The following is a 15,696-nucleotide window of genomic DNA, read 5'->3' on the forward strand; positions in this document are numbered from 1 at the left end:
AAAAATCTGTAGACGCTTGTGATCGGACATTAGAACAGGGCACGATCTTGCATGGGGAAATAGCGACGGTTATGGGTAAATTAGTGGCGATCAAATTTGGAGAGGGTAGTTTTGAACAGGGGTTTGCTGTCACCCTCCAAATTGGTGAAGAACACGAGCGTGCTACAACCGAAATCACCGGGAGGCTCCCTTCATTCCCGGAAATGCCGCTCTATTATAGTCATTGGCAGTCTAGTTATCGGCAGATAGGCAATCGTTATCGCCTCCATGCTGACAAAATGCAGGTGACGAATGTATCGATGGTGCAAGACTGCGAAAACGCTTCTCATATTTTGCGGGCACGCTTTAATACCTGGCTGCGAGCAGAGGAGTTTCGCCCGTTGAGGGAAAAATGGTTAGAAAGATTATCGTCTAGCGACGAAGTACGGGTGATTCTGCAAACAGAAAATAGCCAATTGCAGTTATTACCTTGGCATCTTTGGGACTTGTTAGAACGCTATCCCAAAGCTGAAATTGCCCTTTCTTCACCATCTTACGATCGCACTCAAAAGCCACGCACTCTCAATCAATTAGTCAATATTTTGGCAATTGTGGGCAATAGTAAAGGGATTGACACCCAAGCCGATCGAGCTTTACTGCAACAGTGTAGTAACGCAGAAGTGAGCTTTTTGGTAGAACCACAACGTAAGGAATTGACTGACCATCTCTGGGGAAAAAACTGGGATATTCTCTTCTTTGCGGGACACAGTTCTAGCAACAAAAATGGGGAAAGCGGACGAATTTACCTGAATAGAACTGATAGTCTTACCATTGGCGAGTTAAAGTACGCTCTCAAAAAAGCCATTGAAAACGGTTTGCAATTAGCTATATTCAACTCCTGTGATGGATTGGGGTTAGCGCGAGAATTGGCTGATTTGCAAATTCCTCAAATAATTGTCATGCGCGAACCCGTCCCAGACCAGGTTGCGAAGGAGTTTTTAAAATATTTTCTCCAAGGCTTTGCTGGTGGCGAGTCTTTATATCAAGCGGTACGCCAAGCGCGGGAACGCTTGCAAGGACTTGAAGATAGATTTCCTTGTGCGACTTGGCTACCAGTAATTTGCCAAAATCCGGCGCAGATACCACCGACTTGGGATGAATTAAGGTCTACAAAATCTAAAGAGGAAGAGCAAGCAAGTTTACCTTTGTCTAACAGACGCAAATTTAAGAGAACTGTATTATCCAGCTTGGCAATTACAGCTTTGGTTTTTGGCGCGAGATTGGTGGGATTGCTAGAAAATCAAGAGATTCAAGCCTTTGACCTGATGATGCGATCGCGCCCTGCCGAAGCTCTCGATCACCGACTGTTGATCATCACAATTGACGATGACGATTTAGCCATTCAAAGACAAAATGGCGAGTACTTGATCGGAGCTTCTATTTCCGAAAAATCTCTCAATAAACTCTTAGCAAAACTGAATCAGTACCAACCCCGCGCGATCGGCTTGGATATCTACCGTGATTTTCAGGCCAAAGAGCCAGATTTAATTACTCGTCTCCAGCAAACTCATAACTTGGTTGGCGTATGCAAGGGGAGCGATCGCTCAGAAAATATCAAAGGCATTAAGCCGCCACCAGAAATCCCCCCAGGAAATCTGGGATTCAGTGACTTTATTCACGATCGCGATGGAGTTATTCGTCGGCATCTTCTGTTCATGAGTCAGGAGACGACATCATTGTGTTCTGCTGAATATTCCTTCAGTTTACAACTAGCATCCCTTTATCTGCGCCCTTTAGGAATTCAAACAAAGTTCACCCCTGAAGGAAATTTGCAGTTGGGTAAGACTATTTTTCCAAATCTGAAGTCTCGTACTGGTGGCTATCAGAAGATTGATGCGAATGGCGGTCAAATCTTACTCAACTATCGTTCTTCAAAAGAAATAGCCGAACAGGTAAAGCTAACGCAATTTTTATCTAGTCCAATTAACCCCAACGCCATCAAAAACCGAATTGTTCTCATTGGTGTGACTGCAAAGGGCGATTCTCCAGACACCTGGCCTACACCTTATGGCATTCCTTTAGATGAGCAAATGCCAGGAGTACTGGTACAAGCTCACATGGTCAGCCAGATCCTTGGTGCAGTCCAGGATGGGCGGCCTTTGCTGCGGGCTTGGTCATGGTGGGCGGAGGTCGCCTGGATTTGGGGCTGGTCTTTGATTGGGGGAGTCTTGGCTTGGCGCAGGCTTTCCTTACCCTGGTTGGCATTGTCAATCGGTGTTACTTCTAGCGTTTTGTATGTAGTTTGCTTTGGTCTGTTCATTTCGGGTGCTTGGGTGCCTTTCGTACCCTCGGCTTTATCGTTGGTAGCTATGGGGGTTTTGATGTCAATTTATAATAATTCAAAAACAAAAGCGCGGGCGGGAAATGGGGAATAGGAGCAGGGGCAGGGGAGCATACTTCGACTACGCTCAGTAACCGAGGGAGCAAGGGAGCATACTTCGACTACGCTCAGTAACCGAGGGAGCATACTTCGACTACGCTCAGTAACCGAGGGAGCATACTTCGACTACGCTCAGTAACCGAGGGAGCATACTTCGACTACGCTCAGTAACCGAGGGAGCAGGGGAGCAGAGGAGAAGTAGCAGTAAGTCTTTCGCCTCTGTCCCTCTGCCTCTTTTAAATGCCCAATCTAAAATCTAAAATCTAAAATCTAAAATCCTATGAGGTCAGGTTTCTATGAATTCAAATTCACAACCGATAAAACTGTTTTTAGTAGTAGCTTTTAGCTGTACAAATTTATCAGTTAGTCTGACTCCAGTACTGGCGAAACCAACCCCTAATCGCTCTGATACTAAAACGATCCTTGCTCAAGCGAAAACCTTTAATCAACCTCCAATTCCAGCTGGCTCCCCTCCTGGAGGTCGCGTTCGTGGTGGAGCGAAGCGTGGGGAAACTGGATGTCCTACAACTAAAATTGACTTGACTGCTTTAGTACCCTTTACTGAGGAAGCTAACTCAGTGATTAATGTCTGGGGACAAACAACTGTAGAACATCCAAGTTGGTTTTTCTATGTGCCATATACCAAAGATTCGCCATATACAGTTGAATTTGTACTGCAAGATCCAGACGCTAACGAGGTATACAAAAAAGCGATCGCTTTATCGGATAAGCCAGGAGTAATCCGCGTTTCTTTGCCTAGCAATGCTCCCGCTTTAGCAGTAGACACACAATACCGTTGGTTTTTCACAATTAACTGTGACAAGCAAAAGAACTCGCCCCCAACTTTTGTTGAAGGGGTAATCAAACGAGTTAACCTGAGTCAACCAACAGTCAAAGAAATAGAAACAGCAGAACCTATAAAGCGCTATGCTATCTATGCCCAAAATGGGATATGGTACGAGGCACTGACGACGTTGGCTGAACTGCGTCAACAAAATCCTCAAGATGCAGCCCTGAAAGCAGAGTGGCGAAATTTGTTAGGCAGCATCCGCTTAGATGATGTTGCCGGAGAACCGATTCTTCCAGGAACACCTTAAACTACAGGACTTACGCAAAATCATGAAAAAACGAACCGCATTCGCGTTAGGTCTCCCCTTGGGAGAAGGACGCATTCGCACAGCGTCTCGTTAGAGAAGGACGCAAAGGAACAAGAGTTTCAGAGAGTTTTTGCGTAAGTCCTAAACTAAAAAATAATGTTTAGTTAAGCCAATATTTAATGTTGTAGAGATGTTGTATTGCAACATCTCTACATAGGTGTTGTTTAGTTTGCAGCTGCACTTACTAAACCATTGTGCCTGAGCAAAGCGATCGTACTTGGCTCACGACCCCGGAAAGTTTTAAACACCTCCATTGGATGCTTGCTACCACCGAGTGCTAGCACCGTATCCCGATACCGCCGACCTGTAGTTTTTATAGCTTCTTCATTTTCTAGCCCAGCTTCTTCAAAAGCGGCAAAAGCGTCAGCACTAAGGACTTCAGCCCATTTGTAACTGTAGTAACCTGCTGCATAACCACCCTCAAAAATGTGCCCAAAAGAACACAACATTGAATCTTCTGGAAGTGGTGGTAAAACAGTAGTAGTCTTAGCTATGCGATGACGCACATCTGCTGGAGTTTCATTGCTGCCAGAACGATAGCGGTAGTGTAGTTCTAAATCAATACTGCTAAGGTGAATTTGCCGTAACATACCAGTACCACTCATATAATTACGCGCCGCTAGCAGCTTTTGATAATAATGCTCTGGTAGGGCTTCTCCAGTTTCGTAATGTTTAGCCATGCCAAACAAAGTGGGTCGTTCATAACACCAGTTTTCCATAAACTGACTGGGTAGTTCCACTGCATCCCATTCCACATTATTGATGCCTGCGGCTCCAGCATAGTCAACCTTGGTGAGCATGTGATGCAATCCATGACCAAACTCGTGGAACAAAGTCTCTACTTCATAGAAAGTCATCAAACTCGGCTTGCCATCTACTGGGGGAGTTTGGTTACATATCAAATAAGCCACAGGCAACCGGATGGCAGTTGCACCATTTTCAGTTTTGGCACGATTAATGCATACATCCATCCAAGCACCGCCGCGTTTTTCTGCTGGACGGCTATAGGGGTCTAAGTAGAAGTAAGCGATGGGAGAACCAGTTTCATCGGCTATTTGGAAATAACGGACATCCTCATGCCATACTGGAGCTTTACCATCGGCAGGGGTTACTGTAACACCAAACAGCCGCTTAACAAGCCCAAACAAGCCATCTAGCACTTGGGGAAGGGGAAAGTAGGGACGTAATTCTTCAGCGGTAAAGGCAAATTTTGCTTCTCGTTGGCGTTCTGCCCAAAAGCTGATGTCCCAATGTTTTAAATCTTGATATTCTTCTCCATAAGATGCAGCAAAAGCTTGGAGTTCTTTTAAGTCTTTGACAGCAGCATCATAACTGGCCTGGCGTAGTTCTTCTAATAGTGCTTCGACTGCCTCAACATTAGGAGCCATTTTACTTGCAAGGCTCAACTCGGCAAAACTCTTAAAGCCAAGTATATCTGCGAGTTCTTGCCGTAACTCCAAAATACGCACAATTAACGGATTATTATCTAAATCGCCACTAGAAGCGCGAGTAATATGAGCTTTGTAGAGCTTTTCACGCAAATCTCGACGGGTGCTGTGCTGTATGAAAGGGCCGTAACTGGGGAAGTCTAAAGTGATGCGCCAAGGGCCATTTTCTGGTGTGGCGTTCTCTTCTTTTGCGGCTCGTGCAGCTTGGGCAGCTAAACTCACTAAACTTGGTGGTAAACCGTCAATTTCTGCTTTTGTTGTCAGGGTTAAGCTAAAGGCTTTCGTGGCATCAAGTACATGGTTAGAGAATTTAGTAGAAAGTTCTGCCAACTCCATCTGAATGGCGTTGAAACGGTCTCTTGCCTCTCCTTTTAAGCCAACACCAGAAAGTTCTGCATCTCGAATGGCGGCTTCTACAATGCGCTGTTGCGCTAATTCTAAAGTTGCCCAACTATCACTGCTACGGAGTGCCTTAAAAGCATTGTAGATGGGTTGGCTTTGACCGAGTTTGTTGATAAATTGTACAACTAGTGGCTGTACGATTTCATGAGCTTCGCGCAGTTCCGGGCTATTTTTAACACCCATTAAATGATTTACCGTCCCCCAACTCCAGGTAAGCCGTTCTGTCAGCTTTTCTAAGGGTTCTACTAAACCACTCCAAGTGGGCTGTACACTAGCCTCTAAGCTGGCAAGTTGGTGGTCAAGTTCTGCTAGCAACTGATTGAAGGCTGGTACTACTCGTTCTGGTTTAATCTCTGTAAAGGGAGGTAAACCATTGCCTTGGAGTAAGGGATTATCGGAAATAATGGTACTTGCACTCATGATTTTGTGTGAACTGCGAACGAAAAAAAATCATTGTTGATTTTTATTTATATATCTTCTAATGTAACGATCGCTGTGCTATTTATTATTGTCACTGTGGCAAAAAGGTAAAAAAAACTATAATTCCTCACAAAAGTATCCTGATATGATTATTTTGTTTAGTTTATGAACTTTGCGATCGCATATCATAGGCACTTTGCATCGGGAACAGAGTGTATTCACCTAGCTGACTCTGACTAAAGGCGATGCCTATGGCGGGCTACGCCTACGCAAAAAGACGCGATCGTGTACTATATCAAATAGGTAACTCGTCCGTCAGCATAGGCGTTACCTTGAAAGCGCAGTTTCAACCGAAGAATTCCACATCTTGAAAATGTGGCAGCGTACAAATCAACTGACCATCAGCGAGCTTCCTTACAAACCGCAAAAGAAGGCTCTATATTTCTATATTTATGATATTATTTGGCAACTCATCTTTTTACTCGTAAAATCGAAGACAAGATCAAGGTCAGTAGAAAAGAGTCCCTAAATTAATGAATACGTTAATCAGTCAGGGTGGAAGAGCTATCACTAAATTTCAGGTGGTAGACCGGATAAACGATATAGCTTGGCAAGCTCACCAAGGCAGCGTTGCGGCAATTATTCAGCTATTGAACGAAAAGCTAGCCCAGTCTTGTGTCAGAACTAGAGCCATTTTTTCTGATGGTGTCTTACAAATTCTGTGCGAGGCAGCTAAAGTAGAGCAACTAGAGCAATCTCCCCTGGTAGAACAAATCCAGCAAATTCTTGAGTCTATCGCCCCGCGTCACATTCGCCGTGTTAAGATCAATAGTCGGATTGTTCGAGAACAACAATTGCTGTGGTTAAAAGAAATAGATAGCGATCGCGAAAACCAATTGCTTTGGTCACAGGAAATTACATTAATTCAGCCAAGTATTCTAAAGCAATTAATTAAAGATTTCACAGAAGCTCAAGCTGAACTAGGAAAACCAAATTATCCTAAAACTCAAGTCTCTCGTCCTTTAGTACTTATTAACAAAGAAAAATACAAAAATAAACCTAAAACAAAGATATTAGCAGCAGCTGGTTTATGCTCGCTGTTGTTGCTTAGTTGGGTTGTTTATGCCCAGCTAGGTAATAAACTGAAAAACCTAATACAACCAGAAAGTTCCAAATCTTTAACTACAGAAAATACTAACGAGAGGAAAGCCCAAACACCATCTCGCTCTCCTAACAATAGCTTTTCTGAGCCATCTGACGATCCATTTCAAATATCTGTGCGAATTGCCAACCAAGCCTCTGCATCTGGAAAAACAGCTACAACCTCAACTCAGTGGTTAGAGATTGCTGCTAAGTGGCAACGGGCTTCAGATTTAATGAGTACAGTACCACAAACCCACAGTCGTTATCAAGAAGCTAAGATTCGTACTCAACTATATAAAAAATATAGTGAGGCGGCACAGAAAGAATCAGGTAAGAGCAAATCTTAGTACAACATTTCATTAATTCTTAGCGAATTCTTTGCGTACCTTTGCGTTTAAATTTCAACCCTCAATTGCCATGATTTTACGCAAAGCTGTACTTATAGGACTTCAATTTGATTTCTGAAAACATAATGAGACTCAAAAGCCCATTTGTTCGGGGTTTTATCTGAAATATTCTTCAAAAATCAGAATCGTGAAACTTTTTTTGTATAGTAGTCAAACAGTCTTGTACAAAATACTGTTCTGGACAATTGGAAAAAAAATCGACTTTATTGGCAATAAGGTCGATTTAATCAAGCAGATTAATTTGTAGGGTCAATCCAAAATCCCAAATGTGTATGTCGCCTAACTCAGAAGTTCTCCTGTTTCTTGCAGGGAGTGCAAGCGGCGGTAAATACCCTCGTGACGCAAGAGTTCGTCGTGGCTACCCACTTCTACAATCTTTCCTTGCTCTAGAACGACAATTTTATCTGCTTCCCGTACTGTGCTTAAACGGTGGGCAATAACAATCGTGGTGCAAGTGCCCTGAATCGATCGCATCGCTAGCTGAATTGAACGCTCAGACTCATAATCTAAACTAGAGGTGGCTTCGTCAAAAATCAGCACGTCTGGTTCCACTAACAACGCCCTAGCAATTCCTAAGCGTTGTCTTTGTCCTCCAGATAACCTGACACCTCGTTCTCCCACCACGGTGTAATAACCTTGGGGTAAGTGCTGCACTACTTCATCGACTCTGGCAATTCTACAGGCTTCCTTAACCTGCTCCAAACTGGCATTTGTTCTGCCATAAGTCAGGTTATCCAAGATAGTACCGTTGAAAACGTCTACTTCTTGGTGAACGATCGCTAGCCTTCGTCTATACTTACCTACATTCAAAGTGCGAATATCTTGACCATCAATCAGAATTTGACCTGATTGAGGTTCAAAATATCGCAACAGCAATTTCACTAAAGTAGACTTACCAGAACCGGAACGCCCCACTAATGCCACTGTTTGGTATGGCTCAATCAACAAGTTGATATCTTGCAAAACTTGACGGTTGGGATCATATCCAAAACTGACGTGTGATAACTCGACTTTTCCAGTAAATTTATAAGGTGATTCTGTCTGGTTACTCTCTTCTAAAAGACTAGCTGAATCAGATGCAGTTGGCTCTTGGAGAAATTCGTGAAACCGCAACATTGAAGAATAACGACGGGCAAAAATTTCTGCCAAATTGCTAATAGGTTCTAATTCGGCATAAGCCATGCTAGAAAGAGTTAAAGTCATAACAAAGTGACCCAGAGAAATTCTTCCGTCTGCGGTTGCTGCGAGAGTCATACCCAGAATAGTAAAGACGCAGAACTGAATTACAGTTCTTTGCCAAGTAGCCAGTTTCGTATAACCTTTGTGGACACGATACTCAACCACCATTAATTCGCGATCCAAACGTTGCTTTTGCCGCTTCAGTTCGTTAGCTTCTGTGGCAAATGCTTTCACCGTTTTGATGTTGGTGATCAGTTCCGAATTGCGACTTTCAGTATCCTCTCCATATTTATCCAGAATAGTTTCGTGCCAAATTAGCTGCTTTAAATCTTTCAAGGTAAAGCTAAGAATAAGCACAAAGGAAATCAGATATAAAATCGCAATTCGCCACTCAATCACTAAGATAAATACGAAAATTCCCAGCACCCGAACTAGTTTAGGAATCAACTGCCCCGCAATTTCAGGGTATGTAAAAGTGTGGTTAGAGATACCTCTAGCTATTCTTCCAGCGATGCGTCCAGGGTTATTTTCATCATAAAATTCTAGTGGAAGAGTGAGAATTTTTTCTATGGCTGTTTGGGCTTTCTGCCGACGCAACCTTAAGGTTATATCCCAATGAAACCAGTGGGTTAACCAAGGTTGTGTTGGCGCTCTCACTACAGTGACAAGGAAAACTAAACCCAGCAATAAACTCAAAGATAGAGTTTTAGTAACTGGATAATTAGTGATGTCCGAAAAAGTTGCGATCGCACTTTGAAGTGGTTTGTCCAAAGGTTGAGCAGACAAAACGTTTAATATCTGCCCGATCGCATAAGGAACAACTAAATCAATAATTTCGTAAACGCTGGATGCTGCGATACTAAAGAGACTCAGCTTCCAGTCAGAGCGAAAGTAATTGACAATATCTTGAAATTTAGCCATGATGCACACCGTCCAAGAGCGCGATCGTAAACTTGGAATTTATATACTACAGACGTATTACAAAGTAGTCAAGAGCTAGATGACAAATCACCCTTTGGGAGTAGTTGGTAGTTCTTGAGGGAAAAATTCGAGGCGATAGCGGTAGAGAGCAACTGGTCGAGAACCGGCTTTAAAGTAATCTGGATCTTGGGGTGAAAGATAGACAGCAGTTACTTGATCTGCCTCAATCGCCGGATTGGATTTTGGAAGTTTATGATAAGCCGTAGTAGATTCTACAGAGTTTAAATAAGGGCGCGAACCGCCTTTAAATAGTTGTTGAAACACTTCTGTGGTGATGAACTTACCATTAGGGGTAGTTTCTGTGGCGCGTGCAGTCACAATGGAAACTAGTTGGCGACTGCTACGCAAGAATGTAATTTGACGATTAGGTGAATCTGGATCTACTTTGACTGATAACACTGCTTCATCCCCTAAATAAGCCCTTGCCAAATTCAAGCTATTAAATGCTCTATCCGCTACTAAGTTGGGGGATTTATCATCTATCTCAGGTAATATTTTTAACCAAGGAGTATGTGCTTGCTCCTTCACAAATCTTACAACAAAACTCACAGGCTGATTTAATTGTCGGCGATTACCTTCAAATCCTGGTGTTACAATCTCTGGTGCCAAAGGTGCAGCTAAATCTACTAAGGTACTTGTAACTTTCCAAGTACCAGACATCCATTCAGGGTAAACTAAATCACCCGAAGCCGATTGCACTGAAGTTAGTTTTTCCCATTGGGGAAAATTTGCTAACCTTTCAGACAACTCTCCTGCTAAAGCATCGCCACCCCAGATAAGGAATAAAAATAGCAAGCAAAAACTCCAAATTACCTTCATTACAAGCATTAGCAATTTTGTATTTAATGGTTATTGTTTATCGATTAAAAATTAAGTAATTTTCTGTAATAAATTAAAACTTTGTAGTGAGATAATTAGCCCTATCCCGAATTTATAGTAATAGCATGACATTGGCATTAGGCATGATTGAAGTTTATGGCGTTCCCGCAGCAGTGGAAGTGGGAGATGCCATGTGTAAAGCTGCCCGTGTAACCCTTGTTGGTTATGAAAACACTGATTTGGGACGAATTACTGTCTTAATTCGAGGAGCTGTAGGCGAAGTGAATGTAGCAGTGACAGCAGGATTAAAGGCGGTGCTGCGAGTTGACGGTGGCGAGGTACTTTCTAATCACATTATTCCCCGTCCCCACGAAAATTTAGAATATATTTTACCGATTCATCGCAGCGTTAATATCGAGCAGTTCAGTGCAGATATCCGATTTCCTCCACCCTTATCAGTTTAGCTGTATTAAATTTCTGCTGGTAAAGGTTGCCAAACTTCGCCATACTTCTCTTTTAGAGTTTGCCAAGCTTCCACTTGTCCTGGTTCATATTCTCCCGGTTTACCCCATTGTAAAAAGAGGCTTAAAGCAGATTCCTGTTTATCATCTAAAAACCGGATGGCATAAGTTGTAAAGTTACCCCTCTTCGCTTCACCTGTTTCAAATTTAACCTGAGTGATTTTATCCATATTCAAGTGAAACTCAAAGCCTTCAGTATGCATATTCGCATACTTTCCTTTAGGCAATTCTGCATAAAATAACTTTTCTACCTTACCTCGTGCTTCTAAAACAGCAGCGCTACTAGTAACAATTAAACGCAACGTTCCAAGAGTCTCGCAAGCTTCTAAAAATTCTTTCAAAGTAGTACTCATCAATTGTTATCCTTTGTCAGTTTTTTCACTAATGACTAATGCCCAATCCCTATTTTTCATATTGTTCATAAGCAGCGACAATACGCTGAACTAGAGGATGGCGCACGACATCTCTTTGGGAAAATTCGCAAAAGGCAATGCCTTCAACGTGTTTTAAAATTTGTAAAGCCACTCCTAAACCCGATTGTTGATGAAGCGGTAAATCAGTTTGTGTCATGTCGCCTGTAATCACCATCCGCGAACGGAAACCCAAACGAGTCAAAACCATTTTCATCTGAGCGGGTGTAGTATTTTGAGCTTCATCGACAATTATAAAAGCGTTATTGAGAGTGCGTCCCCGCATATAGGCGAGTGGTGCGACTTCAATCACACCGCGTTCCATTAAACTGGGTATTTTTTCTGGGTCGATGAATTCATAAATAGCATCGTAAAGTGGGCGAAGATAAGGATTAACTTTCTGCTGTAAATCTCCAGGCAAAAAACCGAGTTTTTCACCGGCTTCGACGGCAGGGCGAGTTAAAATTAGCTTTTCCACTTGGTTGGCAAGGAGTGCTTGCACGGCGACAACAACAGCGAGATAAGTCTTGCCGGTACCAGCAGGGCCAATTCCAAAGGTGAGATCGCGTCTACGGAGTGCGTCGATATATTGGCGCTGGCGGAAGGTTTTGGCACGGACTTCTTCACCGCGGCGACTTTTGGCGAGGACATCTCGCTGTAAATCTTGCAGTTCCCCTTGCCGATCGCTATCTATGGCTTGACGGGCTGTTAAAATATCGGCACTGGAAATAGTATTGCCTTTAATCCAGAGGTCTTCAAGCGATCGCACTAATCGAGAAGCCAGATCAATTTGCTTTTCAGTACCAGAAATCACTAATTCTTGCCCGCGTAGCACTAAAGCGGCTCCTGTTTGCCGAGATAGGATTTTGAGATTTTCTTCTCCATCTCCTGCAAGAGCGATCGCACTGGGAACATTCGGCAGCTGAATTGTTAAGGCACCTGCCATAGTATTTCTTAATTGGTGAGGATCTGTATTTGACAAAGGTTAATTTTTTCTTGCTAAGGGATCTGCGGGTTAATAGTGTCCCAGCCAGGAGGGTTTCGACACTTCGACTGCGCTCAGTGCATCGCTGCGCTCAACTCTCGACATCTGAGGGTTGAGCGCAGTCGAAACTCGGTTTATTGGTACTTTATTTTCACGCAAGTCCCTAACGGCGAAATTATGTTTTTATTACCTAACATTTTGAAAAATTTTTGTAATAAATGAATCATCCCTAGGGGCGTACAGCTTGCCCTCATCCCCTAACCCCTTCTCCCTGTAGGGAGAAGGGGAACTGGAGAATTTACTCCCCTCTCCTATGTTGGGAGAGGGGCCGGGGGTGAGGGCATAGCCCCTACTGGTGAAGAGTCCAAAAAAAGATTTTTAAATCTTTTTGCTACTTTCCATCTTTATAAAAATTCTGAGCGGAGGTAACAACAACCGCTCAGACTTGCTCTTTAGTTTCAACCTAGCGGAGGCGTGGTTTAACAATGGGTTTAGGCTCATCATTTCGCGGTTCTCTCTTAGTCGGCGGTGGCGATCGCTCTTCTGTCTCTTCATCAAAAGACATACCCTCGCGGCCCGGCGTGGTGCTGCCGTAGATATCCAGGTATGTTGATTGCCCAGCTGCGGCTGCGGCTGCGGCAATTACTGTACGAATCGCCTGAATATTGCGTCCCCCTCGACCAAACACTTTTCCTTTATCTGTGCTTTCAAAGGCGATGCGAACCCAAACCCGGTTGAGGGCCTGAGAAATTTCACAATCGACACTTAATGTCTCTGGAGATTCCAAAAACGGCTGCACCAAAAACCGAACCAGCTCAACATAGTTGGGGCTAGCTGTTGGGAGTTTTGTTCCGAAATTATGATGCGGCTGTTGCACTGACCTGCTCAAAAACATTAGCTTTTACTAGAATGCGACGAACGGTGTCAGTGGGTTGAGCGCCTTGTTGTAGTCGCTTGACGATACCGGGAACGTCTAGTCGCACTTCATCAGTTCTGGGGTTATAAAAACCCAATTCTTCTAAGGGACGGCCATCGCGGCGAGCGAGGTTGTTAATGGCGACAATGCGGTAACTTGCTTCCCGCTTTTTACCGAATCGTTTCAAGCGCAGTTTGATCATGGTTGAAGAATCATTCTCCTGTTGTTAGATATTAGTTAGCAACTAATTGGTGAGGAAGTATCCTAAATGTGGCTATTGCCAAGAAATTGAGGGTTAGTTTCCTCTGCTGATAAATTCTGAGGTCGAAATGCTAATTTTAGCACTGCCTAGCATTTGCTGCTATTTGTCATTAGTCCTTTGTCATTTGTCATTGGTAATAGACTTATTGCCAAAGTCCATAACACCCCACCCCCAACCCCTCCCCGCAAGCGGGGAGGGGAGACAAAGCATAGCTTTGGCGGGGTGGGGTTCTTATTTTTGATTTATGCAAGAGCCCCATGCCCAATAATTAAAGATTACCAAAGCCTTTTTTCTTTTTATCTTTGGGTTTTTTCTTTTTCGTGGCTGGGACACCATCATAACCTCGCCATCCGGGGGCTGCGGGACGATTACCAGCGCCTGCGAAGGCATTACCCATGCCACCGCCACCGCCGAACATTCCCGGCATTCCAGGGAAGCCACCTTGGCCCATTTGCTGCATGAGCGATCGCATTTTTTGGAAATCACCTACCAATTTGCTGACATCTGACTCTCTATAGCCTGAGCCAGCAGCAATCCGCCGCCGCCGGCTGGGAGAACTGGCTAATAAATCGGGGTCGTGGCGTTCTTGGCGAGTCATGGAGTTAATCATCGCCTCACAGCGCTTTAACTGGGTTTCTCCCTGCTTGAGTTGATCGTCTGAAAGCTTGTTCATCCCTGGAATCATCTTGATCAAGCCTCCCAGAGAACCCATGTTCTTCAGCATTCGCAACTGCTTGAGAAAGTCAGTAAAGTCAAACTTTGCTGACAGGATTTTCTCCTGCATTTTCTCAGCATCGGCTAAATCAAACTCTTCTTGGGCTTTTTCTACCAGGGTTAACACATCGCCCATTCCCAAAATCCGCGATGCCATGCGATCGGGATAAAACGGTTGCAGTGCCTCGACTTTTTCACCTACGCCCACAAATTTAATCGGTGCTCCCGAAATCTTTCGCACCGAAAGCGCAGCACCACCACGGCTATCACCATCTAATTTGGTGAGAATCGCTCCAGTAATTCCGATCTGTTCGTGGAAAGTGCGGGTAAGATTTGCGGCCTCTTGACCAGTCATCGCATCCACCACCAACAGAGTTTCATGGGGTTGGACGGTTGCTTTGATGCGGGCTAATTCCGCCATCATATCTTCGTCAATTTGCAGGCGACCAGCAGTATCAATAATTACTGTGTTTACATTTTCTGCCCTGGCGCGTTCTACACCTTGCCTTGCAATTTCTACGGGATCGGCGTCGCTTCCTAGTTCAAAGACTGGTACGTCAATTTGCTTACCCAAGGTTAGCAACTGATCGATCGCTGCTGGGCGATATACGTCTGTCGCCACCAACAAGCAGCTACGCTCTAATTTTCTCAGATGTAAGGCTAACTTAGCGGTAGCTGTGGTTTTACCAGTACCTTGCAACCCAGCCATCAGAATAATAGTAGGCTGTTCTGGTGCTTCTGCAATGGGAACATTTTCGTCTCCCATCACCTGCACCAGTTCATCATGAACAATTTTGATGAACTGTTGGTCAGGTCGCACGCCGATAATCACCTCGGCTCCCTGTGCCTTGGCTTCGACTTCGCTAATAAAATCTTTGACTACCTGGAGATTGACATCTGCTTCCAACAGGGCGCGGCGCACTTCGCGCAATGCATCTTGAATGTTGGATTGAGAAATTTTGTCCTGTCCCCGCAGTTTTTTCCAGGCGGATTCTAAACGGTCAGATAATGCATCAAACATAATGTAATTACAGGTAGTTCGCCAATGGGGAATTCTAAACCGCCGATGAATGCGATCGCGAATTTCCGCTAAAGTTTTAACGTGCTATCTACCAGCTTAGTATTTTTCACCGCGACTGTAGCAACCAGATACTGAGCATGGGGCATCCGATGCTTGAATACTCGCTAATGCAACCCGATCGCGGCGATCGCTAATTCGTAATAACCCAAGTTGCTAGTTACTCTTTTAGACGAGCACTAGGGGTCACTTAAGGAGTAAAATCCCCTCCAGTGAGAAAATTGGCGATTGCGCTAATTTCTGGATGAAAAGCACCCAGATTTTGATAACCCGCAACTTGGGTTATTAGATAAGTGTTGTGCGTGAGTCAATATCCTGACTGTCTAATCTCTTTCCCTCTAATCAACCACGGCGCGATCACTCTCTCCCTTTTCTCCAATTTTGACAAAACCGCAATCGCTGATACGAATGGCAGTAATCCCAGTTCACTAAATC

12 protein-coding genes are annotated in these 15,696 nt (G+C 44.0%); 4 read left to right on the top strand and 8 right to left on the bottom strand.

Annotation, left to right across the window (positions count from 1 at the left end):
* Positions 1–71 precede the first annotated feature (71 nt).
* Positions 72–2,414 carry a CHASE2 domain-containing protein gene (locus QUD05_RS21045; RefSeq protein ID WP_289797765.1) on the top strand — a complete coding sequence of 781 codons (2,343 nt, stop codon included), beginning with the start codon at positions 72–74 and terminating at the stop codon, positions 2,412–2,414.
* Positions 2,415–2,715: 301 nt separating this feature from the next.
* Positions 2,716–3,516: a DUF928 domain-containing protein gene (locus tag QUD05_RS21050; RefSeq protein ID WP_289797766.1), complete on the top strand. Its 801-nt coding sequence runs from the start codon at positions 2,716–2,718 to the stop codon at positions 3,514–3,516.
* A 224-nt stretch (positions 3,517–3,740) separates the two neighbouring features.
* Here QUD05_RS21050 and QUD05_RS21055 read toward each other — a convergent pair whose 3' ends face one another.
* Positions 3,741–5,846, bottom strand: coding sequence for a M3 family metallopeptidase (locus tag QUD05_RS21055; protein WP_289797767.1), 2,106 nt, complete (start codon positions 5,844–5,846; stop codon positions 3,741–3,743).
* A 533-nt stretch (positions 5,847–6,379) separates the two neighbouring features.
* On the opposite strand from QUD05_RS21055, the gene QUD05_RS21060 reads away from it, so the two are divergent.
* Positions 6,380–7,336, top strand: a complete 957-nt coding sequence (locus QUD05_RS21060) for a hypothetical protein (RefSeq protein ID WP_289797768.1) — start codon at positions 6,380–6,382, stop codon at positions 7,334–7,336.
* 339 nt (positions 7,337–7,675) lie between these two features.
* Here QUD05_RS21060 and QUD05_RS21065 read toward each other — a convergent pair whose 3' ends face one another.
* On the bottom strand, positions 7,676–9,496 hold the full coding sequence (locus QUD05_RS21065) for an ABC transporter ATP-binding protein (protein ID WP_289797769.1): 1,821 nt from the start codon (positions 9,494–9,496) through the stop codon (positions 7,676–7,678).
* Between the two features lie 87 nt (positions 9,497–9,583).
* The gene (locus QUD05_RS21070) at positions 9,584–10,384 is read right to left on the bottom strand and encodes a DUF6816 family protein (protein ID WP_289797770.1); all 801 of its coding nucleotides are present in this window, start codon (positions 10,382–10,384) and stop codon (positions 9,584–9,586) included.
* A gap of 116 nt (positions 10,385–10,500) precedes the next feature.
* Here QUD05_RS21070 and QUD05_RS21075 point away from each other — a divergent pair, with 116 nt between their 5' ends.
* Positions 10,501–10,839: a carbon dioxide-concentrating mechanism protein CcmK gene (locus QUD05_RS21075; protein WP_289797771.1), complete on the top strand. Its 339-nt coding sequence runs from the start codon at positions 10,501–10,503 to the stop codon at positions 10,837–10,839.
* Between the two features lie 5 nt (positions 10,840–10,844).
* Here the strand turns inward: QUD05_RS21075 and QUD05_RS21080 are convergent, their stop codons facing one another.
* From QUD05_RS21080 to ffh, 5 genes are all read right to left on the bottom strand, one after another.
* Positions 10,845–11,249, bottom strand: a complete 405-nt coding sequence (locus tag QUD05_RS21080; RefSeq protein WP_289797772.1) for a ChuX/HutX family heme-like substrate-binding protein — start codon at positions 11,247–11,249, stop codon at positions 10,845–10,847.
* A gap of 49 nt (positions 11,250–11,298) precedes the next feature.
* Complete coding sequence (locus QUD05_RS21085; RefSeq protein WP_289797773.1) at positions 11,299–12,252, bottom strand: PhoH family protein; 954 nt, start codon at positions 12,250–12,252, stop codon at positions 11,299–11,301.
* Positions 12,253–12,754: 502 nt separating this feature from the next.
* Positions 12,755–13,186, bottom strand: coding sequence for a KH domain-containing protein (locus QUD05_RS21090; RefSeq protein WP_289797774.1), 432 nt, complete (start codon positions 13,184–13,186; stop codon positions 12,755–12,757).
* Complete coding sequence (gene rpsP / locus QUD05_RS21095) at positions 13,149–13,409, bottom strand: 30S ribosomal protein S16 (RefSeq protein WP_012409382.1); 261 nt, start codon at positions 13,407–13,409, stop codon at positions 13,149–13,151. The genes QUD05_RS21090 and rpsP overlap by 38 nt, the downstream gene beginning before the upstream one ends.
* A gap of 328 nt (positions 13,410–13,737) precedes the next feature.
* Positions 13,738–15,204, bottom strand: a complete 1,467-nt coding sequence (ffh, locus tag QUD05_RS21100) for a signal recognition particle protein (protein ID WP_289797775.1) — start codon at positions 15,202–15,204, stop codon at positions 13,738–13,740.
* Positions 15,205–15,696 lie beyond the last annotated feature (492 nt).

Origin of the sequence: Nostoc sp. GT001 (assembly GCF_030382115.1) — a bacterium.
Classification (GTDB): domain Bacteria; phylum Cyanobacteriota; class Cyanobacteriia; order Cyanobacteriales; family Nostocaceae; genus Nostoc.

Excerpts from the sequence above, each read along its gene's own strand:
- QUD05_RS21050 (WP_289797766.1), top strand. The coding sequence starts at position 2,716 with ATGAATTCAAATTCACAACCGATAAAACTGTTTTTAGTAGTAGCTTTT.
- QUD05_RS21055 (WP_289797767.1), bottom strand. The coding sequence starts at position 5,846 with ATGAGTGCAAGTACCATTATTTCCGATAATCCCTTACTCCAAGGCAAT.
- rpsP (WP_012409382.1), bottom strand. The coding sequence starts at position 13,409 with ATGATCAAACTGCGCTTGAAACGATTCGGTAAAAAGCGGGAAGCAAGT.
- QUD05_RS21070 (WP_289797770.1), bottom strand. The coding sequence starts at position 10,384 with ATGCTTGTAATGAAGGTAATTTGGAGTTTTTGCTTGCTATTTTTATTC.
- ffh (WP_289797775.1), bottom strand. The coding sequence starts at position 15,204 with ATGTTTGATGCATTATCTGACCGTTTAGAATCCGCCTGGAAAAAACTG.
- QUD05_RS21065 (WP_289797769.1), bottom strand. The coding sequence starts at position 9,496 with ATGGCTAAATTTCAAGATATTGTCAATTACTTTCGCTCTGACTGGAAG.
- QUD05_RS21045 (WP_289797765.1), top strand. The coding sequence starts at position 72 with ATGGGTAAATTAGTGGCGATCAAATTTGGAGAGGGTAGTTTTGAACAG.
- QUD05_RS21075 (WP_289797771.1), top strand. The coding sequence starts at position 10,501 with ATGACATTGGCATTAGGCATGATTGAAGTTTATGGCGTTCCCGCAGCA.
- QUD05_RS21090 (WP_289797774.1), bottom strand. The coding sequence starts at position 13,186 with ATGTTTTTGAGCAGGTCAGTGCAACAGCCGCATCATAATTTCGGAACA.
- QUD05_RS21085 (WP_289797773.1), bottom strand. The coding sequence starts at position 12,252 with ATGGCAGGTGCCTTAACAATTCAGCTGCCGAATGTTCCCAGTGCGATC.
- QUD05_RS21080 (WP_289797772.1), bottom strand. The coding sequence starts at position 11,249 with ATGAGTACTACTTTGAAAGAATTTTTAGAAGCTTGCGAGACTCTTGGA.
- QUD05_RS21060 (WP_289797768.1), top strand. The coding sequence starts at position 6,380 with ATGAATACGTTAATCAGTCAGGGTGGAAGAGCTATCACTAAATTTCAG.